Here is a 20,028-nt window from a genome sequence, read left to right on the forward strand (position 1 = left end):
GGTTACCATCCCATTGAACAGTGGTTTCCTTTAGTCTAGCAAATTCAAATGTTTTTCTTAGTCAGGAATCTTAACAAAAAGGGAATCCATTTTTATGGGATCCAGCGTCCAATCTGCTCCCCCATCTTGACGCGACGTTCGATGCCTGGTGCGAGTTCGACGGTGTCCGGTGGCAAGACGAGGATGACGGTCGAACCGAATGAGAAGTAGCCGAACTCTGCACCACGCTCCAGCAGGCGTCCTTGATGTGTCTGAACGATCGTATTGACGTTCAGCGCACCGACCATGACGTGCTCGATCGTTCGGTGATCGACTTGCAGACGCGTGACCCGACGATAGTTGCGTGTCAGCGGACGTTTGCTGAATCGTAGTCCCATATCATTGACGGGTGCTGATTCTCGCCCTAGTGTATAACTCGTCGTGATTTCGCCCGTGACTGGCGAATGGACACGGTGATAGTCGGTCGGACTCAAATAGAAAATCAAGGCGACACCGTTCGCGTAATCCTGGGCGCGTTCGCTCGAGCCGATCAGCTCAGTAACGGTATAGTCCTGTCCTTTGATTGTAAACCGACTATCTTGCGTTAATGCTGGGACGATGGAAAGTACGGCGTCACTCGGACTGACGAAGGCATCCGGCGCGGTTGCGATTGGTCGCATACCGGGACGTAACTCGCGTACGAAACAATCGTGCAGCGAGGTAAACGAATCAACGGACTTCAGCGCTTGATCCGTCTGAATGTGATAGGTGCGAATAAAAGTTCGGATGAGCGGTTTACTAAAGCGACTCATCGCAAACCGTTTTAGTGTGTTCGCAACAACGGGTCGAGCATTTAAGTGGACGATCGTATCAAAGATGGCTTTCTTCATGAGGTAAAAAACTCCTTTAAGTTGTAATCTACCTCTTAGGATACGGTCGAATTCTGTTGATAGACGGAGTCGCTTTCTTAAGTTTGTCTTAAGAAAAACACGTACCGAAGATGCGGCACGTGTCAGAACGTCATGATTTTCGAGTCAACAAATAGAGTAGAGGTCCGAACGCACCAATCGCGAGGGTGATGATTGCCCAAAGCGGAAAGCTTCGTCCGGTACGACGTGTATCATGACGGAGCCAAACGATGATGAAGAGGGCGCAGAGAATCAGATCGACGAAAATCTGGAGCGTCGCCGTGTTTTGTGTCGCTTCCGCAAAGATGCCAAGTACACCAAAGTCAATTATCGAAAACGCAGTTAAAACAGCGAATGCGATCGTAATGATGAGCAATAAAGGTTTCGGGATGGTGTCTACAAATGAAGCTTGAGATTCTTTCATGAAGGATCCTCCTTATAAATGTAGTGTTTACTACAAATAAATGTAGCATGTACTACAATCGAACGTCAATCGAGTATATGTAGAAGGAAAGTTATTACCCTGATCCGTCAAATAACAAAATGTGATGCTGTTAAATTTGGTATAATACGGAAAAAGAAACGTAGGATGATGAGAAGGGACGGAGCGAACATATGAAGGTAAAGCGATTGCGAACAATCTTCGCCTGTAGTGCAGCTGTAGCCTTATTGATGAGTGGAGCGAGTATCGGAAGTGGAAGCAGTCTTGTCGAAGCAAAAGTGGTCCAGACGAAAAAAGCATTCGATTATAAAAAATACCGTGCCGATCAATTGAAGGTCATCACGAAGTACGGCAACATCTTATCGGATCTTAGCTCCAAATCCCCAATCAAAATTCCTTCTTATTATCAAAATGAAGCATATCGGACTGCGGTCGAGCAGTATAATCCGAAAGTAGAAAAATACGATTCAGATAACGTGAAGGAGTCAAGAAAAATCAGAGCGATGCGAGTTGATCTAAAAGCAGTCGATACATCGTCTGAGAAAAAAGCGTTCGATAAACGAATGGCCGAAATGAAAAAAGAAGTCAAACGACTCGTTAAGGTCGAGCAGGCATTAGCGAAGGAAAGCAAACCACTCTATCAAGAAGTCATCGATTACGAGCGACAGCAAATGGAAGCGTTCGTCGCCCAATATGGACCGATTGATCCGGTATTGACGTTGATTAAATCACTTCCATATGTACAAGAACTCGAACGAAAACTGATCAAGAAAAAAATCAGTAAGCAAGACCGAATAGAGCGCGTGGATCGCGCAGCTGAAGCGATGGTACGAGAACGTGAGACGTCGAGTGAGCGCGTCGGACCCGAACGTGGGAAAGTGACGATCTTGATTTACGAGAATAAATTCGAGGAAGCAGCAGCTGTCTTTGAAGAAGCGAAACAGCTGACGAAAGACGAGAACGTCCGACTGGATCTTGCTTTTAAGAAGATCATCAATCAATTTTTAAAATGAAGCATCCTTTGTGGATGCTTTTTTGCATGGTGTCCGTTTCTTAAAATCGAGTATGATGGAAAGGGAAGGAGTCGATCGGATATGGATAAGTTTGAACAGAAGCGACAGGACTATACGCATCACATCGCACAAGCGACGTTAGCATCAAGCATTAAGGAGATGAGTCTCAAGAAGATGGCGACCGCTGCCGGGACGAGTGACCGGATGCTGATGCATTATTTCAAGGATAAACAAGACATCGAGACCGCCGTGTTGACTGCAATCAGCCAAGAACTGATCGATTTACTGCAGCAACCGGATTTAAAACTCGAGTTCACGGCATTCGTCCATTTTTTGCGACAAGCAATCGATGAGCCACGAATCAAGCCATATTTGAATCTTTGGTTCGAGATCACCCACCTCGCAACGAGTCAGGGAGAACCGTATACGTCGATCACGCGGACGATTGGAGAATCGTTCGACGATTGGATTAAACAGATCTATGTACCAACAGAGGGGGAAGATGTCGAACAGCAAACAGCGTTGCTCTTCGTCTTCACGGAAGGACTCGTCGTCTTAAATAAGATCGGCTTACAAGAGCGGATGAACGCGGCAGTGGAAGCGATGATCGCATTAACAAAGGACAACAGGCCTCACAATTGAGGTGTGTTGTCCTTTTTCTGCATCTCACTGAAAAATCGTCACAGCTGAATAAAGGAGTAAACCACACATAATGACGCGAAACGCGACATCGTATCTTTGAAATAACGAACGAAACAGGGAGCCGCTTCCTGCCCAAAGCAATAAGGCGATCCAACCGAGAATGATGGCATACGATGTGTATTGAACGATTTCTACAGTAGACGTGCTATGCGGCAGAATGAACGTCGATAAAGCAGTTAAGAAAAAGAGGATACTCTTGACGTTGATGAGTTGGAACAACAGACCGGATAAAAATGTCGCTGGCACGGTATCGATCTGACTTGCCGTCTGTTTCGGGAAACCAATCTTATAGGCAAGGTAGACGAGGTATGCGGCACCGAACCACTGAAGAATCGGTTCAATCATAGGTATGGTCGCTTGTAAAACTGTCGTCCCTAATGCGCTGACCAACCCGAGCATCATGAACCCCAGTAAGATACCGGTATTAAATCGCCAAGCACCACGAAAACCAAAGTGGCTCGATTCATGCATGACTAACAGATTACTTGGTCCAGGTGTGATGGACGTAATGATGACATAAGACAAAAAAGCAACAACATTCATAAGAAAACTCCTTTTTCATTCTATCGAATACTTGAATTCTAGTGTAAGATGACAAAATCGATAAATAAAATTGAAATAAAAAATCATGTCATCATTTTTTTCGATGGATGATGAAAGGAGAGTATCAGAATGGAAATTCGCCATTTAGTCAGCTTCTTGAAGATCATTGAGACGAGGAGTTATACGGCAGCAGCGAGTGACCTTGGATACACGCAATCGACGATCACGTCCCATATGCAATTGCTTGAACAAGAAGTAGGCGGTGCTTTGTTTTTCTATGCCAATCGTACGCTTCAGCTTACACCGCTAGGTCAGGAAATCATCCCGCTTGCTGAAGACTTACTAGCGACACACGAGAAAATCAAGTCGATTCAACAACAGGATCCCTTTGAAGGCGTCTTGAAAGTCGCAGCGCCAGAGTCACTGACGATTTCTCGTCTTGGTTCCGTCTTACAGACGTTCATGACAGCATATCCGAATGTCAACATCATCTTATCGAATGGAACATGTAAGGAAAATCAAGACGAACTCTTACATGGACGGGTCGATGTCGCCTTGATGCTGTATCCGATGTTTTCCGCTGAACGTTGTACGCATGACGTTTTGAGAGAAGAAAAGATCGTCATCATTGGTCATCCGACGATGCCGGATCATTTTGACGCGATTCGATCTTCCGCAGACGCATACGTCTATCTGACGAATGAAGAAGGGTGTAGTTACCGAACGATGTTTGAGGCGTGCGTCAGAAACCAAGACATCTCGTTTCAGACGCAAGAATTGTGGAGTATCGGGGCGATCAAGAAGATGGTGATGAACGGTCTTGGTTTTGCTGTGTTACCGTATGTGACTGTAGCGGAGGAAGTGGAGTCTGGTGCGTTGAAAGTCATTCATCATGATGAGACATTCGAACCGATGTATGCCCATCTGCTTACGAAACAGTCGAAGTGGGGCTCACCCGTGACACGTGCCTTTCAGGAAATCGTCCTGGACCAATTCATGAAGTCAGGGTGAATCGAGTATCTCGACCCAGACTTGATAATAGATCTCTTCATCGAGGTGAACCGTTGCCGAACGTACGCGATAGTCTGGGTTTTCCGCCAGATAAAAAGCAAGAATCGTCGCGACTTTAAAGTCAGGGGTGCAATAACCGGTAATTGAACGACCATGGATCTCATTCGTGATCGAGTCCGCCCAAACTTCGGCTTCACGGAACGTCTCGAACTGAATCATCTCTTCCTTCCAACGAATCGACATCTTCATGTCCTCCTCTACTGTAGTTAATGTTAGTATATGGAAGAAATAGTGTGTTACTCAAGGGGGAACGTTAGACATGAGTCGTTTTGGAATACATCGGGAAGAAATCAATCCGCCGCTCGGTGCCGCCTTCATCGGTTATCACCGAGAAGTCGGTGTCGCAAGCATACACGATCCGCTATATGTCACAGCGAGCATCTTCGAGAGTGAGCAGACGACATCGGTTTTTGTCAGCATCGATAACATCGGTTTGCTCGTCGCAGATACCGATACCATCCGCGAAGGCATCGTGGACCAGCTAGAAGTGTCGAAGGAACAGATTACCGTCGTTTATACGCATACACATTCAGGTCCAGCGACAGCGGGAAACGAACCGTTGACCGTCGCCTATAAAACGATCTTGACGCAACAAGCGATCGTTTCTGCCGTCAAAGCAAGCGAAGCGATGCAGTCGGTCGAGATTGGTTGGGGTGTGACGTCTGGGAAACTCGGTGTCAACCGACGGGAGAAAAGGAATGGTCACGCGGTGATGGGAACGGATCCGCTGGGAGTGACGGATGACCGAATCGGAACACTGTTGGTTCGACGTGCCGATGATGCGTGTCTCGTCGGAGCCTTCGTTTTCTGTACAGCGCATCCGAACGTCTTGAAATCAGACAGTGTCGTCTTATCCGGTGATTATCCGGGTGTCGCTCGAACGATACTCGAACAGGCACTCGGCTGTCCAGTCGTGATCATCCAAGGGGCGACGGGGAACATCAATGCGAAATATCGCGGTGACCTAGCAAGTCTACAGAAGATGGCGTTTGCTTTAAGTGGACACGTCTTGACGACGATTCCAGAAGTGTCGTATCAACCGTTAACGCACCACCGGATTCAGTCGGTGATCTATCCGATGCGTTTAACAGAAGTACTGGATACGAACGAATTACAAGACATGGCAACTTACGCTGAACAGACATGGGGTGTCAGCGCATCGTGCTGGTCGGCGTACGTTCAAGAGCAATCGGGAACAACACTCACCATCCCGCTCGAAGTTCAATTGTTCGAACTAAACGAAGGTTCGTTCTCAGGCATCCCGATGGAACCGTTCTGTGAAACAGCGTTACAGATTCAACAGATGCGTCAAACGGAACTCGCATTCTTCGGAGGCTATACGAACGGTTACATTGGTTATTTGCCGACAGCGGAAGAACATCCGTATGGTGGATACGAAGTGGCAATCAATCCTGTCGTCTACGGTCCTGTGACGGGTCTTTGGATGCCACCTGTACCGGAAACGGCAAACGAAATCGTGCATCGTATCCGACAACTTTATGAAACAAACAACCCGGCTTCTCTCGTCTGAGAGACCGGGTTGTCGTGATTACGATTTGATTTTTTTGATGATCCAAAATAAAGCGAAAACGATTCCGCATGTCAGTAAGACGAATAAGAAAAGTAGAATAAGTAAGTTAGACAGTTGTAGCATCAAAGACCTCCGTGAATAGGTATAGCTGGATTTTCGAACTTTCGAATAATAATAGAGTAACATAGTAATTAACATTATATAGGGAAATGACTTATTGTTTTTGATATTTCTTAAAGGATCTACTTATTATATGAACGAATAGTTATTTTATTCCATTTTGAAAAAGAGAGGGATATCATGATCATCAAAAGATTTATTTTTAGTGCTATCATCACTTATTTATTTCTCAGTTTGCTTTTATCTTTCAGCATCGGATATACGATCGATTGGATTCTGGAAGCAACGTTAGCTCAAAAGATTAAAGGATACGCTTTTTAAGGTTCACTCGTTTTAGTGTTATAAAGCTTTTAATTGTTGCAGGTGTAAGTATTTTGTACAGTTTACTCTCCTCAAAACAAAGAGCATCGAGTTCACGTAAGCGTTGATTTCCTTTATTTTGAAACTTTTCTTTGTTTGATTACGTTTATTAGGTATAATCGGTCTACTAAAAGGAGAGAGTATGATGAGAAAGAGAATCGGCGCAATTGCTCTAGTGAGCGGCATGCTGATACTCGGAGGTTGCGGAACAGCGGCAACACAAACCGATGTATTTGATCAACAAGGTACATATCTAGGGGATAACAGTAACGTACGAGACATCGTCCAACAGCTACCCCATGGCGATCAGTTAAAGAAGATAGAACTGTCGACGAAGGATAAACCGTATCAACTCACGTTACGTTATGCTGGATTCGAAGAAGGACAGGTCGAACAAAAAAGTCATCGTACGGCAATCTACAATGCAACAGCACTGTTCACATTGATTCCGAATGTCGACCACGTCAACATGACGATCGAGGATGCTTCGTATCACTTTACGAAACAACAGCTTCGCGATTGGTATGGAAAAGACTTTACGTCGTACGATAATGAGAAAGCACTGAAGGCATTCACGAAGCCTTTTATCGAAGATTCGAAGAAAGTAAACGACTTATTGAACTAAACCGACTGGGCACGCTCTTAAACAGGAGCGTGCTTTTTCGTTGATTCATTCTCATAAGTTGTAAAAAGTACTTTGCATTACAGAGTAATTCAGTTTATCGTTAAGGTACTGATACATCCAGAATTAGGAAGGGGTTGGACGGGATCGAGATTGATAAAGAGTTATTAAAGGGGCATGTCGACACGATCATTTTGTCGTTGCTGAACGAACAAGATCGATACGGGTATGAAATCGCGAAGACGATCCGGCAAACGTCAGACGAGCAGTTCGAACTGAAAGAGGCGACACTCTATTTGTCACTCAAACGACTTGAGAAAAAAGGGTTCGTCACATCCTATTGGAGTGACGAAGCAGCGGGCGGCGGGCGACGTAAATATTATACGCTGACGACTGAAGGAGAAATCCTTCTTGCGAAAAAACGACGCGAATGGCGTTTTCTGAAGCAACTACTCCCGAAGTTTCTTGAAGAGGGAGACGGTGCGCTTGAATAAACTCGATCATTTCGTCCGCGACTTGTATCAAGATGCGGATGTGACGGATCCGGAAATCATTGACGTCATGGAAGAGACGCGTAGCCATCTCGAACAATCGATGCGAGACTTGATGATTCAAGGTTATTCTGAAGAAGAAGCGACGAAGCTTGCCATGTATCGCTACGGTAGCAAGGAACATGTCGATCAGCTCTTGACGTGGGTCTATCGAAAAGAGCGGACGTTCGCTTCGTGGTTGCTCCGAATCGGGATTAGTATCGCTACTGCAACGATACTATGCTTTATCGGCACGATGATGTTGAGCCAGCATCAGTCACTCGCCTATGCGGATGCCTTTAATGGTAATGAACGCTCGATTGAAGCGTATGAACGTATTTTAGAAGATCATCTATTGCTAGTATCGATTTCCGGACAAGACGCGGCGTCTTCACGTGATTTCACCATTCATAAATCGATTTGGTTACCGGAGTTGTTCATTTCACACGGCATGTATCTGATTGACGAACAGCACCTGACGACGACAGAAAGTTTCGATGTTACGAAATTCGGTGCGGTGTTCGCGTTGATCGGCATGACGATTTATCTCGTGACATCCGTCATTTGGAGCATCATCAAGCTCTATCATGCAGGACGATTGCATCTATTAAGTATCGTCTCAGTCGTGTTCTTTAACGTCCTGGGTTATTGGTTTTGGGCATTACGAAAATAGGAGGGGTCATATGTCGCAGCAAATCAAGCTCGTTTGGTCGCAAGCGTTCACGGTGAAACGATGCGTGTTCTATCTTCTGATCATTCTCGGGTTACCGGTGCTTCAATTCAGTTTCATTTATGAAGGCTATCAGTTCTTCTTACCGATCGAAGTGTTCGAGGAGACGCTATCAGGAACGATCCCGATGCTGTTTCCGGTACTTGCGGTCTTGATCTTCTTGCCAATCTTCATCGCTGAATACAAGGATAACTATCTGACATATGTCCGAACACGTGCGAGTCTAAAGGATTATCTGCTTGCGGTCGGTTTCGTCAATGCGATGCTGACAGGACTCGTGTTCTTTTTAATGACAATCGTGACGTTCGTCCTCATTCATTATGTCGAACCAGTCATCGGTCTCGTTGACTATTGGTCTCTCAGCGAAAAGACATATGAGACCTCAAATGCATTTTCGTTCTTGGCGGACATTCATCCGTTACTCTATGCCGTCCTCTATGCTGCTTGGATTGGACTCAACGGAGCCGTGTATGCGACGCTTGCTTATCTGTTGATTTTGGCGCTCGAACAAGTCTACCTCGCAATTTCGTTACCGTTCGTCGCTTATCATGTCTTTAATTTCGTCGCGGGTATCATGCAAGCACCACAGTTCTCGCCCATCAGTACGGTCTTTCCGTTCAATATCACGGAACAACCGCTTTGGACGGTGTTCGTGCCGTTTGCTATTTTGATCGTCGTTAACATCACGCTCTATCTAACGATGATTCGACCGAAACCGGAGTGGATCTTCCAATCATGAAGAGGACACGAAACATTTCGATTGTACTTAACAGTCTATTCATCCTCGTGATCAGCTACGTCGCATGGTATAGACGACAAGAAGTTCTGTCCGAGGCACAAGAATTCGGCAAAGACGTCAACACGTGGGACATCACATTTGCGATTCAAAATGATATGTACCTAATCCTCTTTTTCCTGATGCCGTTACTGCTGTTCCTCTCGTTTCGAACGATTGAACAGCAGTATGAACCGACGATTTTGATTCGGGTCGGCTCATTTCGGTACTGGCTGTACTACTCGACAAAACGGTATGTACGCGCTGTCCTGTCACTGTCCGGATTCGTCTTGTTGCTGAGTCTTCTTAGTGCTAGCGATCAATCGTTTACGTTGCAGTGGAGTCCATACAGTCAACTCGCAACGAGTGGTAACATCAGTCATCATCTCGTTACGACTTTCCGCTCACCCCTGTCAGTGATTTTCTTACAACTGATTCTGTGGCTGCTTGTGAGCATTGTCCTACATGGATTGATGTGTCTTGTGTTTCTGTTGCATGAAAAACGTAATGGCTTGTTGCTACAGGCGGCAGGGGTAGTGTTTTGGTGTATCTTTAGTTTTAAATCATCGTTTGGAGTAGGAGAGTTCTTTTCACCCGCTGTGTATTTCTCTGTCGGGGCTGTATCCAATATAATGCATCCTTTGATGGCACTCGTTATCCTCAGTCTCGTGATCGCACTGATTTATTTATCGGTCCAATGGATTCAATTGCTCCGTCAGCTACTGACTTCGATAAAAGAATTATTGCCATATCTAGTCTATGCGATGCTTGCTAGTCTGTACATCTTCCTCAGTAGTAGTCGAGCGTCAACTGAGCTGCAAACGATTGGTGATCTGTTCGTCGTCGTGTTTTACGGTGTCAGTGCGGAGGACAGTTCGTTTCTCCAACTCGTGTCGCATCTGATCCTTTTCTTCGGACTCGCTTACTTAAGTCAATTGCGTCTGCAGGATCAAATGACGGCAATCGGACCATACACATGGATGCGTTACCAACGACTCGAGAAATGGGCACTACATGTCTTCGTAAGGGAAGGGCGTTTTTATCTACTTGCTCTCTCACTTCTGATCCTCGGAACGATGGTAATCGGAATGCTGCAAGGCGTATCGCTATCGCTTTCGACAAGCCTTTTATCGATTTCAACGATGCAGTTGTTGCTGCAACTGATTGGCATCTCGATGTTACAATTAATGCTTTATTCACTCTTCAGCTTCATCTTGCTGTGGCAATTCCCAGATGGATACGCGATGCTCGGTTTGTTCGGCGTCTTATCGGTTTTCTTACTGCCCAATTTCAATCAGTATGGCATCTTTCCGTCCGGATTGAATGGATTCGCCCAGTTGCAGTCGTTTAGTCTGACACATCTCTTGATCGTTTTGTTGATCTATGTTGGGCTTTCACTTGTCTGGTTATATGTTCTGTTTCAAAAAAGCATACGAATATAAGGAGGACGTATCATGGAAATGATCAAGCTCGAGCAGGTCACGAAAGGGTATCAAGGTAATCCGTTATTCGCAGACGTCGATTTGACGATTCAAAAAGGAGACATCGTCGGCATTACGGGACCGAACGGTTCAGGAAAATCCGTCTTATTCATGATGATTTGCGGCTTCATCCATCCGGACGCGGGAACGATCACCGTCCGGAATGAACAGCTCGGTCCGACACGACGCTTTCCGGAAAACGTCGGCGTCATCATTGATCGACCGGGTTATATCGCTCATAAATCAGGGTTTGATAACTTAAAGCAACTCGCAGCGATCCGTAAAGTGATCACAGATGCCGACATCGAACAAGCGATGCGGACCGTCGGCTTACAGCCTGGAAATCGTCAGAAGGTCAAACAATATTCGCTCGGAATGAAACAAAAGCTCGCAATCGCGCAAGCTATCATGGAACAGCAGGACATTTTGATCTTGGATGAGGCATTCAATGCACTCGATCACGATAGTGTCTTGCGTCTGCGGGAACTTTTGTTGTCGTTCAAAAAAGAAGGGAAGACGATCATCTTGACGAGTCACAATCAACAGGACATCGACGCACTTTGTGACTCTGTCTACCGGATCAATCAAGGTCGGCTCGAACAGGTCGGCTAATACAAACAGGGAGTGGATCAACGGATCCACTCCCTGTTGCATTACAATTGATTATTTTCCTGGCTTCGTCTTGTAGAAGCTGTAGAAGACGCTGATCAGGATCACGAGGACGATCGTACCGAGTGACATCCAGATTGGCATTTTGTAGACGTCACTGAAGATCATTTTCGCTCCGATGAAGACAAGCATGAAGCTAAGACCGTGTTTCAAGTAGTAGAAACGATCAATCAAGTTCGCGAGGACGAAGTAGAGACTACGGAGTCCAAGGATCGCCATGATGTTCGCATAGAAAATGATGAACGGGTCACGCGAGTACGCGAAGCTTGCTGCGACCGAGTCGACGGCGAAGACGATATCCGAGATCTCGATGAAGACGAGCGCGATTAAGAGTGGCGTGAAGAACAACTTCCCATCAATCCGTTTCGCGAACTTACCAGACGAGATGTCTTGCGTGATCGGTAAACGTTTCTCTAACCAACGAATCGTTTTGTTCTCTTCGAGCGACGTCTCTTGACCGATGTTTTTGTACATCATCCAACCAGTGTAGACGAGGAACGCTCCGAAGATGTAGTAGACCCAAGCGAAGTTCTCAAGCAACGAAACACCAGCGACGATGAAGATGACGCGGAAGAAGATTGCACCAAGAATACCCCAGAATAAGACTTTGTGCTGATACTTCAATGGAATCGCGAAGTATGCGAAGACGAGTGAGAAGACGAAGACGTTATCAATCGCGAGAGCCTTCTCGATGAAATAAACGCTCGTATATTCGATTGCAGCGGAGCTACCTTGATCGAAGTAGAGCCAGCCCCCGAAGGCAATCGCAATCGCGATCCAGACGAACGTCCACGTCCAGGCCTCCCGAAGCGAAACTTCATGTGCCTTACGATGGAAGACTCCAAGGTCAAGAGCGAGCATGATGAAAACGATGGCTAGAAAAGCAATGAGTAGTGTCAACAGCGCTTCCTCCTTTAAGGTAATTGTTATCTTGAATTTATTATAAGGTCACGAGAACTCAAAAGTAAAGAAATAAATGTTCGGAATGTGCAATTGGTTAAAAAACAATCCCCGAAAGTGGAAGAATGTATTCGAAGTGATGTGCGATGAAACGACATGAAACCCAGTTCCGAGAAGGGACTGGGTTTCATGCATGTTACTTTTAATTATATAAGTCATCATGATAAGGGAGGGAAATGCGGTAAGACGTACGTTCCGAGTTCATCGATGACGTCTTCTGCTGATCGCTCACCGTCGAATAGCGCGAAGAATAAATGATTGACGCCAAGCTCACGATACAATTCCAGCAACTCGATCAGTCGATTGCGACCGATCCGAAAACCGAGTCGAATCGGTGTCGCTTCCTCGTTCGGATCCGCGGATAAATCAAGATGCATCGGCATCGAAAACGGGCGAAACGTTGTGTTACCGGCTGCTTGACTCGCAGCACGCCATTGCTCGATGGCACGTGCTTGTTCGAACGGTCCTTGCGGATAATACATCCAGCCGTCGCCGTTTTCTGCGAGCCAGTCCATATCCTGCTGTGCGAAACCCGTGATCATCGTCGGGATTCGTTTCTTTGGTCGTGGCACGAGTGTCGCACCACGGACTTCCCCATACGTCGAATCGATTTGCGGATAGTCTTCGTATAAGGCTTGTTCCATCACTTGCAGTGCTTCCTTGAACTGAGCACCACGACTTGGATGATCGACACCAAGTCCATTGAAGTCGGCTTGCCGGTCACCGGACGAGACACCGAGAATCAAACGTTCCGGGAACAACGCATCAATCGTCGCGACTTCCTTCGCAGAGCGTAACGGATGACGGAGCGGCAGGACGAGTGCTGACGTTCCGAGGGCGATGTGTTTCGTTTGGCTAAGGAGATGCGTCCCGTATATCAGCATGTCATGAATCTGTCCGACAGCCGGATCAAGAAAATAAGGATCCTTTAATAAGACGTCGCGTAACCAGAGTGTCGTAAAACCATAGTTCTCTGCTTTTTGTGCGAGCTCGACTTGATTGGCAAGCGTCGGCGTTCGCATCTTGAAATTCTCGAGCGGGACGTGGAGACCGAGCGTGAGCTCGCCCTCCCGGTACATCCGCTGATAACTTTTATGATCGTTAAACATAGTGGTCCTCCTTATTGATGTTCGAGACGACGCGAGACACCCGTCAAGATGACGGCAAGGATAACCATGATTCCGCCGACCCATGGCGTGTGGACGAGACCGATCGTATCGGTGACGAGACCACCAATCGTTGCTCCGAGTGCGATTCCGATGTTGAAGGCTGCGATATTCAAGGCAGATGCAACATCGACTGCTGCTGGGACATATTTTTCAGCCAACTGGACGATATAGAGCTGTAGTCCAGGGACATTCATGAACGCAAGGAGTCCCATTAAGATGATGCCGATGATACCGGCGACCTTGAACGGAATCATGAACGAGAGGGCGATCATGACGATGGCATGGATGATGAACATATAGAACAACGCTTTAATCGGATTACCGTTCGCGAGTTTTCCGCCGACCGTGTTTCCGATCGCAACCGCGATTCCGTAGACGAGCAGAATGATACTGATTAAGCTCGGACTGATTTTCGTGACGTCCTGCATGATCGGTGTCAAGTACGTAAAGGCGACGAACGTTCCACCGTAACCGAGGGCAGTGATCAAGAAGCCGAGCATCAAGCGTCCGTTCGTCAACAATTTGAACATGTCGGAGAACTTAGCAGGTGGTGATTGTTTCAAGTCTTTTGGAATCAAGAAGAAACTTGCGATGATTGCGATGAGTCCGAGTGCAGCAACCGCGAAGAACGTCGCGCGCCAGCCGAATGATTGACCGATGAATGTCCCGAGTGGTACACCTGTGACCGTTGCGACTGTCAGACCTGTGAACATCAAGGCGATGGCACTCGCTTTTTTATGCTCCGGTACGAGCTGGACGGCAATCGTCGCACCGATTGAGAAGAAGACACCGTGCGAGAAAGCAGTGATGAAACGAGCAGCGATCAACAATTCAAACGTCGGTGAAATCGCGGAAACGAGGTTACCAGCAATGAAGACGACCATCAATGCCATCAGTAACGTTTTCCGATTCATTCGGTTCGTTAGTGCCGTCAGGATGGGTGCACCGACGGCGACACCGATCGCGTAACCAGAAATGATGAGACCAGCGAGTGTGATGCCGATATTTAAGTCACCAGCGATCGCTGCGAGCAGTCCGACGGGAACGAATTCCGTCGTACCGATCCCAAAGGCGCTGATGGCTAAGACAAGTAGGGCAAGTCCGCCGTTTCTTGGGACCTGTTCCTCCTGGATCCGTGATTTTAATTGATTCATAGGGATTCCTCCTAAAAATGATTTCAGTAAGGATCGTGTTCAGTGGGCCCGACCGAACATGATCCGATTGACATGAACCCAGCATAACCGGGGTGTTTCATTTCGGGAAGTACGTACTTTAAAGTGCGATAGGCACTAAAAAGTACCCTACTCCTTCATTTAGATGCAAGGTCTAAAAGGAGGTTGTACTTTCCGTTGACAATTGCTATCATATAGCCAGCTAATCTGCTTGGGAAGTACGCACTTTCAAGTACGATAGGCACTAAAAAGTACCTATGCCCTTAACGGAATCACGAAAGGATGGAACATATATGCCATACAATATCCCGGTCGAAGCAACACTTGAAGTCATCGGTGGAAAGTGGAAGGTCGTCATCATGTGTCATTTGATCAAAGGCGAGCGTCGGACGAGTGAGCTCCGCAAGCTAATGCCGACGATTACGCAAAAAATGCTGACGCAACAATTGCGCGAGTTAGAAGAAGACGGCGTCATCATCCGGACGGTCTTTGAACAAGTCCCACCGAAAGTCATCTACTCGTTATCCGAGTACGGCTGGTCGCTGAAGCCGATTCTTGACGCGATGTGCGCATGGGGAGAAGGACATATTGATTTGACGGGTGGAGAAGTCGTCTCGTCATGACGAACAAAAGTGAGTCTCGCTCGAGGCTCACTTTTTTGAATACATATACAAGGTGGGGAAAAAAGATGGAGCAATCAATCGTTCAGTTCGATTCGATTACAGTCAGTTTTGAGGATAAAGCCGGCAGACGCCAGTCAATCGAGGAGTTTGCACAAGGATTCGAGCATGGCATCTTATTTTTCGGTCATCCGCCGGAAACCAATGATATCAAAGTCGTCCTTGATCTGAAGACAAACTTTGGTGAACGGACGTTTCGATTTAACTTTTGCCGGATGGACCGGGCAATCGGCCATTATCTAATCGATGGGTTGGTCTGGAAATGGGTCATCTTGTGGGAATGGTACTACCAGGAGAGTTATCAAACGGGTGAGTCCTACCATATCAATCGTCCAAAGGAAGGAATTCGTGATTTTTATCGACAAATCGATGTACAAAATGAGACCTGTTCGAATGATTATTTAGAGTCAGGCATTCACGAGGAGGACGTATCGTGTACGGATAGTTATACAAATTTTGAGAACCTAGATTGGGTCACCGAGGGAGATCCGATTAATACATTAGAGCGGATGCGGAACCAAGGTGTCTTTTTCGAGTATTATTTTAAAACCTGGATTGATTTAGAGCATTCATTGCCCGCGATTCGACGCGTCATGGATGAATTGTATGCACATACACCTGAATAATGCTTAATCAAATAAGCACCGCTCCCTCTGTCATTGACAGAAGGAGCGGTGTTTTGGTTAGAACGCTTTACGTTGACCTTTTAGAATCGTCTGCTGCAGGGGACCAAAATCTCCTGAAACCGTCCGTTCCATGAACAGATACGGTTTTCCATCGACGATGAATTTGCGATCTCCAAGATACTCGAAGTGACGACCGTCGTCCTTTAGTCTTCGCTTAACAGCTTGAATATGGTCTTCATGATGGATGAACCGCTCGTTAAACGTCATGACGATATTTCCTTTTTTGAATCCGAGTAAGAAGACATAGTAGAACCAATAGGCAACGAGACAAATACCAACGGCCAATAACAAATCATACATGTGTGTCGAGCTCCTTTCGTGTATACAGATTTTTACGAATATTACTGTAAAAAGATTCAATCAATTTCAATTAAAAGTAAAAAAGTATTCATCCGAAGATGAATACTCGTTATTTTTGAGCGATATATCTCTTTTGATCGAAATCATATTTAAATTCAACGATCATCCATTCATCACCCGTTGGATTCCGATACGAGTAAAAGAGCGATGTCTGTTTTTCTGGATATTCGACTGTACTGTCATTGTAGGCTTTTCCGATCTTAGAGTAATCTTCTGTGCGGTGAGCCGTCATGACACCTAGCCCTTTACCTGAAAGAATATGATCGAATTCAGCCATCGTCATGCCTGGTTTAAATTTCTTTCCTGGTAAGAGTCGCTTTTTCGAAGGCGTTTTAGGGGTGTATTCCTTTTGCGCAAGATATAACGTGTGACCTTCTTGTTTCGTTTTGAAGATCAGGTGCATGCGCTGTAAAGACCAATGATCGTTTTTTTCATCGTACGGATAAAATGAGAAAGCGTATAAAGCATAGTCGTCTTTGATCTCACTCAATACTACCTTGTGATTGAGTGTCGTGACGCCGTGTTCTTTCTTTATGTATTTCTTAAACGATTTTCCGTAAAGCGACTTTGCGACGTCTGTCGCGGTCATGCCGAGTTTTAGCTTTTTGTAAGATGTATACTCCTTAGTCACTGCATCGACAGAATGAGGTGCGAAAATAGCACCAATCATCGAAAGCGTGATCAGAAGCGCGAAGAGTACTTTCAACTGAATAAGGTGTGATTTTTTCGTACGTGCCATCATGATTGTGTCTCCTTTGACAAACTTATTAAAAACTGTGCGTTTCTTTTCGTTTGAGATACCAGAGTAGTCCGAGGGTAATGAAAAAACCAATCGCACCTATGATTCCGATGAACAGGAAACCAATGAGATCATTGCCGATGTTCTTTTGAAAAAAATAGGATGAACCAAAAATCGCAGTGGTAATCATGAAAATATTGCGTAGATGGCGAAGTACTTGGACTATCATGGAGAACCCCTCTTTCTTAGTTTTTCGTTCGACGGATCTCGGTCGCGACAATCGAGTCCTTTGCAAACGTCACTTGAATCGTATCACCCGTTTGAATGGCAGACGTGTTATCCGTTTTGCCATACACGATCGTGTCCGTTGTGACGCGAATCTCTGTTAATGCATACTGCTCGTCTGGATGTTGTTCACTTGGAGCGACGAATAACGTATCCCCTGTAACTTTCTCGACGATATGTGTATCGTTCTCGTGTGTACAGGCACTAAGCGGCAAACTAAGGAATAGAATAAAAGCGAAAAGCCACCGACGTGTCGGCATGAACCAGGCACCTGCTTTCGTCAGTTAATAGGGTTAGATGAAATCTTATTATTATATAAATTTTACCAGTTGTGATGCTGATTGATGCGAATTAAAAAAACTTTCTTACTCCAAAACAACAGGAATTCGGATCGAAATCGGCGTATGATTAAGGGAATACCATCATCTCGATATGAGGAGGCATTACGATGAAGGCAGCCATCTGTACCCGCTACGGATCCCCTGACGTCTTGCACATCACAGAGGTACCACGCCCGGTTCCAAAATCAAACGATCTACTGATTAAAGTATATGCATCTGCCGTCCATTCCGGAGATCGTCGCATGCGTTCGCTCGATGTTCCGCTATTGGGGAAGCTTCCGATGCGCCTAGCTGTTGGCTTTAAGCGACCGAGACAACCAATTCTTGGCGTTGTTCTTGCCGGTGAAGTCGTCGAAGTCGGTCGAGACGTCAAGCAGTTTCAAGTCGGAGACCGTGTCCATGCCTTGACCGGATTTGGCTTCGGTGGATACGCCGAATATGCGTGCGTGTCTGAGAAACGTTGCATTGCAAAAATGCCGCAGCACGCATCGTACACGGAAGCGGTCTGTCTCCCGTTCGGTGGTACGACGTCGCTCCATTTCTTCCGAAAACTCCAAATCGATCAGATGAAGACGATCTTGATTTACGGTGCGTCGGGCGCTGTCGGGACGGCTGCCGTTCAGATCGCCAAAGCAAAAGGGCTGCAGGTGACGGCTATCTGTAGTGGACGAAACACGGAAAGGGTCAAAGCGCTCGGTGCCGATCACGTCATCGATTATACAAAGGACGGCTACGATGGATTGTTGCTGAAGTACGATGCCGTCTTCGATGCGTCCGGAAAGATCAATAAGACGCAAGCGAAACGGCACGTCAAACAAAACGGTGCCTTTGCATCCGTCGCGGGGCAGGGTGTCGCGAGAGAACGGAAAGAGGATCTACACTATTTGAATGAACTGTTTGAAGCGGGACGATTTAAAGCCGTTATCGACCATATCTATTCCCTTGATGAGATCGTCGAAGCCCATCGTTACGTTGACTCCGGACAAAAATTCGGTAACGTCGTCGTGTTAATAGCAAACGAATGATTCATCGAACCACCTGGGTCAGGTGGTTTTTTTATGTTTATCCAATATATGTTAAAATAAAATAGGCTTTTTTAAGGATGGGGGATATAGCGATGATGAAACAGATTCATGCGTTTGAGACAAAAACGGACTATGACAAATACGAAGCGGTCACGCATCGCTTTCAAGCACGGTTAGACGAGTATCAAACGATCTTACAAGAGAAGTATCAACTGATCGACGTGTCGAAAGGAATCGTTTGGACGTCAGCGGAACTCGCGACGACCGTCTTCTCGGACATTCCGATTCCAGCATTTACGAATAAGGACTTAATTTACATATCACCAGACGTTGCAGAATGGCGAACGTTATTTTTGTCTCAACTCGACGGGAAGGACGTACCGCATATTCGAGCGTTCTACGAAACGCTCGCGGAAGATCACGTCTTGACGATTGCTGGTCATGAACTGACCCATCACTTGGATTTGTTCGTTGATGAATTCGACGATGAGAGAGAAGACGGAATCTGGTTCGAAGAGGGGATGTGTGAGTATCTACCCCGCAAGCATTTGTTGTCGGACGAAGCATTCAAGCGAATTACGACAATTGAGACAGAACTGGTCGAGCTCTTTCAGGAGGAGTATGGAGCGCGCTCGATTGATCAATTTGGGAGTTTCTCCTATACCGGTAGTCTGTCGAGTATCATGTTTGATTATTGGCGGAGCTTTCTCGCAATCCACCATCTCATCGAGGAACGATATGACGGGGACGTCTTACGCGTTTTCGAAGCATATCGGAACTGGCATGAGCAGGGGCGGATCGTGCCGCTCTCGACATACTTTAATCTTCAGACGGTAAGACGCTAAGCTGTGTTTGTAGAGGAGGAGGGCTTATGAATCGTTACAGTATTCTTTCGTTATCTGCATTCATCTGTTTTTGTTTCTTATTTTTCTTGATGAAGAGCGGAGTCAGTCTGAAAGGGTTTGGAAGCGTCTATATCCTGCTTCTGTTTATCGTTCCGTTAGTCGGCGTATACACAGGGTACAAAACGAAGCATCGAGTACTTAGATGGCTATTCGTTGGTATCCATCTTATTACGTTCTGTATGATGTCCTATTTACTGTTACTGGCTTACGGTATTTCTGAGTCGTAAAAA

General features: G+C 46.1%; 26 protein-coding genes. 15 read left to right on the plus strand and 11 right to left on the minus strand.

Going from position 1 to position 20,028, the window contains the following annotated elements; all coding sequences use genetic code 11:
- Positions 1-92: 92 nt before the first annotated feature.
- Together KNQ08_RS03810 and KNQ08_RS03815 are read right to left on the minus strand one after the other, a co-directional pair.
- A complete protein-coding gene (locus KNQ08_RS03810; protein WP_214804786.1) occupies positions 93-869 on the minus strand; it encodes a phosphatidylserine decarboxylase in 777 nt (258 codons plus the stop codon).
- 130 nt (positions 870-999) lie between these two features.
- A complete protein-coding gene (locus tag KNQ08_RS03815; RefSeq protein WP_214722968.1) occupies positions 1,000-1,311 on the minus strand; it encodes a DUF2834 domain-containing protein in 312 nt (103 codons plus the stop codon).
- A gap of 206 nt (positions 1,312-1,517) precedes the next feature.
- Between KNQ08_RS03815 and KNQ08_RS03820 the strand changes: the two genes are divergently transcribed.
- Positions 1,518-2,342 (plus strand): hypothetical protein, encoded by an 825-nt coding sequence (locus KNQ08_RS03820; protein WP_214804788.1) that lies wholly within the window; start codon positions 1,518-1,520, stop codon positions 2,340-2,342.
- An 81-nt stretch (positions 2,343-2,423) separates the two neighbouring features.
- Complete coding sequence (locus KNQ08_RS03825; protein WP_214804790.1) at positions 2,424-2,984, plus strand: TetR/AcrR family transcriptional regulator; 561 nt, start codon at positions 2,424-2,426, stop codon at positions 2,982-2,984.
- Between the two features lie 24 nt (positions 2,985-3,008).
- Here the strand turns inward: KNQ08_RS03825 and KNQ08_RS03830 are convergent, their stop codons facing one another.
- Complete coding sequence (locus KNQ08_RS03830; protein ID WP_214804792.1) at positions 3,009-3,587, minus strand: LysE family transporter; 579 nt, start codon at positions 3,585-3,587, stop codon at positions 3,009-3,011.
- Positions 3,588-3,716: 129 nt separating this feature from the next.
- On the opposite strand from KNQ08_RS03830, the gene KNQ08_RS03835 reads away from it, so the two are divergent.
- Positions 3,717-4,598, plus strand: coding sequence for a LysR family transcriptional regulator (locus KNQ08_RS03835; RefSeq protein WP_214804794.1), 882 nt, complete (start codon positions 3,717-3,719; stop codon positions 4,596-4,598).
- Here the strand turns inward: KNQ08_RS03835 and KNQ08_RS03840 are convergent.
- On the minus strand, positions 4,590-4,841 hold the full coding sequence (locus KNQ08_RS03840; protein ID WP_251133317.1) for a hypothetical protein: 252 nt from the start codon (positions 4,839-4,841) through the stop codon (positions 4,590-4,592). The genes KNQ08_RS03835 and KNQ08_RS03840 overlap by 9 nt on opposite strands.
- Positions 4,842-4,917: 76 nt before the next feature.
- On the opposite strand from KNQ08_RS03840, the gene KNQ08_RS03845 reads away from it, so the two are divergent.
- The 7 genes from KNQ08_RS03845 (at position 4,918) to KNQ08_RS03875 (ending at position 11,419) form a co-directional block, all read left to right on the plus strand.
- The gene (locus tag KNQ08_RS03845; RefSeq protein ID WP_214804796.1) at positions 4,918-6,189 is read left to right on the plus strand and encodes an alkaline ceramidase; all 1,272 of its coding nucleotides are present in this window, start codon (positions 4,918-4,920) and stop codon (positions 6,187-6,189) included.
- A 625-nt stretch (positions 6,190-6,814) separates the two neighbouring features.
- Complete coding sequence (locus KNQ08_RS03850) at positions 6,815-7,294, plus strand: DUF4825 domain-containing protein (protein WP_214769728.1); 480 nt, start codon at positions 6,815-6,817, stop codon at positions 7,292-7,294.
- Between the two features lie 143 nt (positions 7,295-7,437).
- On the plus strand, positions 7,438-7,785 hold the full coding sequence (locus KNQ08_RS03855) for a PadR family transcriptional regulator (RefSeq protein ID WP_214805702.1): 348 nt from the start codon (positions 7,438-7,440) through the stop codon (positions 7,783-7,785).
- Entirely contained in the window at positions 7,772-8,494 is a 723-nt protein-coding gene (locus KNQ08_RS03860; protein WP_214804798.1) for a hypothetical protein, read from the plus strand. Before KNQ08_RS03855 ends, KNQ08_RS03860 begins: the two co-directional genes overlap by 14 nt.
- A gap of 10 nt (positions 8,495-8,504) precedes the next feature.
- A complete protein-coding gene (locus KNQ08_RS03865; protein WP_214769734.1) occupies positions 8,505-9,290 on the plus strand; it encodes an ABC transporter permease in 786 nt (261 codons plus the stop codon).
- Positions 9,287-10,768, plus strand: coding sequence for a hypothetical protein (locus tag KNQ08_RS03870; RefSeq protein WP_214804800.1), 1,482 nt, complete (start codon positions 9,287-9,289; stop codon positions 10,766-10,768). Before KNQ08_RS03865 ends, KNQ08_RS03870 begins: the two co-directional genes overlap by 4 nt.
- 12 nt (positions 10,769-10,780) lie before the next feature.
- Positions 10,781-11,419: an ATP-binding cassette domain-containing protein gene (locus KNQ08_RS03875; protein ID WP_214804802.1), complete on the plus strand. Its 639-nt coding sequence runs from the start codon at positions 10,781-10,783 to the stop codon at positions 11,417-11,419.
- A gap of 51 nt (positions 11,420-11,470) precedes the next feature.
- Here the strand turns inward: KNQ08_RS03875 and KNQ08_RS03880 are convergent, their stop codons facing one another.
- From KNQ08_RS03880 to KNQ08_RS03890, 3 genes are all read right to left on the minus strand, one after another.
- Positions 11,471-12,376, minus strand: a complete 906-nt coding sequence (locus tag KNQ08_RS03880; RefSeq protein WP_214804804.1) for a TerC family protein — start codon at positions 12,374-12,376, stop codon at positions 11,471-11,473.
- Positions 12,377-12,594: 218 nt separating this feature from the next.
- Positions 12,595-13,545 carry a TIGR03571 family LLM class oxidoreductase gene (locus KNQ08_RS03885; RefSeq protein WP_214804806.1) on the minus strand — a complete coding sequence of 317 codons (951 nt, stop codon included), beginning with the start codon at positions 13,543-13,545 and terminating at the stop codon, positions 12,595-12,597.
- An 11-nt stretch (positions 13,546-13,556) separates the two neighbouring features.
- A complete protein-coding gene (locus KNQ08_RS03890; RefSeq protein ID WP_214804808.1) occupies positions 13,557-14,759 on the minus strand; it encodes an MFS transporter in 1,203 nt (400 codons plus the stop codon).
- 311 nt (positions 14,760-15,070) lie between these two features.
- Here KNQ08_RS03890 and KNQ08_RS03895 point away from each other — a divergent pair, with 311 nt between their 5' ends.
- Together KNQ08_RS03895 and KNQ08_RS03900 are read left to right on the plus strand one after the other, a co-directional pair.
- Positions 15,071-15,400: a winged helix-turn-helix transcriptional regulator gene (locus KNQ08_RS03895; RefSeq protein ID WP_055967696.1), complete on the plus strand. Its 330-nt coding sequence runs from the start codon at positions 15,071-15,073 to the stop codon at positions 15,398-15,400.
- A 65-nt stretch (positions 15,401-15,465) separates the two neighbouring features.
- Positions 15,466-16,083 carry a hypothetical protein gene (locus KNQ08_RS03900; RefSeq protein WP_174316222.1) on the plus strand — a complete coding sequence of 206 codons (618 nt, stop codon included), beginning with the start codon at positions 15,466-15,468 and terminating at the stop codon, positions 16,081-16,083.
- A 57-nt stretch (positions 16,084-16,140) separates the two neighbouring features.
- Here the strand turns inward: KNQ08_RS03900 and KNQ08_RS03905 are convergent, their stop codons facing one another.
- The 4 genes from KNQ08_RS03905 to KNQ08_RS03920 form a co-directional block, all read right to left on the minus strand.
- Positions 16,141-16,443 carry a hypothetical protein gene (locus KNQ08_RS03905; RefSeq protein WP_214804810.1) on the minus strand — a complete coding sequence of 101 codons (303 nt, stop codon included), beginning with the start codon at positions 16,441-16,443 and terminating at the stop codon, positions 16,141-16,143.
- Between the two features lie 109 nt (positions 16,444-16,552).
- Positions 16,553-17,245: a hypothetical protein gene (locus KNQ08_RS03910; RefSeq protein ID WP_055967703.1), complete on the minus strand. Its 693-nt coding sequence runs from the start codon at positions 17,243-17,245 to the stop codon at positions 16,553-16,555.
- 25 nt (positions 17,246-17,270) lie between these two features.
- The gene (locus KNQ08_RS03915) at positions 17,271-17,471 is read right to left on the minus strand and encodes a hypothetical protein (protein WP_035397707.1); all 201 of its coding nucleotides are present in this window, start codon (positions 17,469-17,471) and stop codon (positions 17,271-17,273) included.
- A 16-nt stretch (positions 17,472-17,487) separates the two neighbouring features.
- The gene (locus KNQ08_RS03920) at positions 17,488-17,787 is read right to left on the minus strand and encodes a hypothetical protein (RefSeq protein WP_214804812.1); all 300 of its coding nucleotides are present in this window, start codon (positions 17,785-17,787) and stop codon (positions 17,488-17,490) included.
- A 188-nt stretch (positions 17,788-17,975) separates the two neighbouring features.
- Between KNQ08_RS03920 and KNQ08_RS03925 the strand changes: the two genes are divergently transcribed.
- From KNQ08_RS03925 to KNQ08_RS03935, 3 genes are all read left to right on the plus strand, one after another.
- Entirely contained in the window at positions 17,976-18,893 is a 918-nt protein-coding gene (locus KNQ08_RS03925) for an NAD(P)-dependent alcohol dehydrogenase (RefSeq protein ID WP_214804814.1), read from the plus strand.
- Positions 18,894-18,985: 92 nt separating this feature from the next.
- The gene (locus tag KNQ08_RS03930; RefSeq protein ID WP_251133315.1) at positions 18,986-19,738 is read left to right on the plus strand and encodes a collagenase; all 753 of its coding nucleotides are present in this window, start codon (positions 18,986-18,988) and stop codon (positions 19,736-19,738) included.
- A gap of 26 nt (positions 19,739-19,764) precedes the next feature.
- On the plus strand, positions 19,765-20,025 hold the full coding sequence (locus tag KNQ08_RS03935; RefSeq protein ID WP_214804816.1) for a hypothetical protein: 261 nt from the start codon (positions 19,765-19,767) through the stop codon (positions 20,023-20,025).
- The last annotated feature ends 3 nt before the right edge of the window (positions 20,026-20,028 follow it).

Origin of the sequence: Exiguobacterium sp. s46 (genome assembly GCF_018618875.1) — a bacterium.
In the GTDB taxonomy this organism is placed as follows: domain Bacteria; phylum Bacillota; class Bacilli; order Exiguobacteriales; family Exiguobacteriaceae; genus Exiguobacterium_A; species Exiguobacterium_A abrahamii.

Bases quoted from the DNA above. Each gene is read 5' to 3' on its own strand.
- KNQ08_RS03810 (WP_214804786.1), bottom strand. From the start codon at position 869: ATGAAGAAAGCCATCTTTGATACGATCGTCCACTTAAATGCTCGACCC.
- KNQ08_RS03815 (WP_214722968.1), bottom strand. From the start codon at position 1,311: ATGAAAGAATCTCAAGCTTCATTTGTAGACACCATCCCGAAACCTTTA.
- KNQ08_RS03825 (WP_214804790.1), top strand. From the start codon at position 2,424: ATGGATAAGTTTGAACAGAAGCGACAGGACTATACGCATCACATCGCA.
- KNQ08_RS03830 (WP_214804792.1), bottom strand. From the start codon at position 3,587: ATGAATGTTGTTGCTTTTTTGTCTTATGTCATCATTACGTCCATCACA.
- KNQ08_RS03835 (WP_214804794.1), top strand. From the start codon at position 3,717: ATGGAAATTCGCCATTTAGTCAGCTTCTTGAAGATCATTGAGACGAGG.
- KNQ08_RS03840 (WP_251133317.1), bottom strand. From the start codon at position 4,841: ATGTCGATTCGTTGGAAGGAAGAGATGATTCAGTTCGAGACGTTCCGT.
- KNQ08_RS03845 (WP_214804796.1), top strand. From the start codon at position 4,918: ATGAGTCGTTTTGGAATACATCGGGAAGAAATCAATCCGCCGCTCGGT.
- KNQ08_RS03850 (WP_214769728.1), top strand. From the start codon at position 6,815: ATGAGAAAGAGAATCGGCGCAATTGCTCTAGTGAGCGGCATGCTGATA.
- KNQ08_RS03865 (WP_214769734.1), top strand. From the start codon at position 8,505: ATGTCGCAGCAAATCAAGCTCGTTTGGTCGCAAGCGTTCACGGTGAAA.
- KNQ08_RS03870 (WP_214804800.1), top strand. From the start codon at position 9,287: ATGAAGAGGACACGAAACATTTCGATTGTACTTAACAGTCTATTCATC.
- KNQ08_RS03875 (WP_214804802.1), top strand. From the start codon at position 10,781: ATGGAAATGATCAAGCTCGAGCAGGTCACGAAAGGGTATCAAGGTAAT.
- KNQ08_RS03885 (WP_214804806.1), bottom strand. From the start codon at position 13,545: ATGTTTAACGATCATAAAAGTTATCAGCGGATGTACCGGGAGGGCGAG.
- KNQ08_RS03890 (WP_214804808.1), bottom strand. From the start codon at position 14,759: ATGAATCAATTAAAATCACGGATCCAGGAGGAACAGGTCCCAAGAAAC.
- KNQ08_RS03895 (WP_055967696.1), top strand. From the start codon at position 15,071: ATGCCATACAATATCCCGGTCGAAGCAACACTTGAAGTCATCGGTGGA.
- KNQ08_RS03900 (WP_174316222.1), top strand. From the start codon at position 15,466: ATGGAGCAATCAATCGTTCAGTTCGATTCGATTACAGTCAGTTTTGAG.
- KNQ08_RS03905 (WP_214804810.1), bottom strand. From the start codon at position 16,443: ATGTATGATTTGTTATTGGCCGTTGGTATTTGTCTCGTTGCCTATTGG.
- KNQ08_RS03910 (WP_055967703.1), bottom strand. From the start codon at position 17,245: ATGATGGCACGTACGAAAAAATCACACCTTATTCAGTTGAAAGTACTC.
- KNQ08_RS03915 (WP_035397707.1), bottom strand. From the start codon at position 17,471: ATGATAGTCCAAGTACTTCGCCATCTACGCAATATTTTCATGATTACC.
- KNQ08_RS03920 (WP_214804812.1), bottom strand. From the start codon at position 17,787: ATGCCGACACGTCGGTGGCTTTTCGCTTTTATTCTATTCCTTAGTTTG.
- KNQ08_RS03925 (WP_214804814.1), top strand. From the start codon at position 17,976: ATGAAGGCAGCCATCTGTACCCGCTACGGATCCCCTGACGTCTTGCAC.
- KNQ08_RS03930 (WP_251133315.1), top strand. From the start codon at position 18,986: ATGATGAAACAGATTCATGCGTTTGAGACAAAAACGGACTATGACAAA.
- KNQ08_RS03935 (WP_214804816.1), top strand. From the start codon at position 19,765: ATGAATCGTTACAGTATTCTTTCGTTATCTGCATTCATCTGTTTTTGT.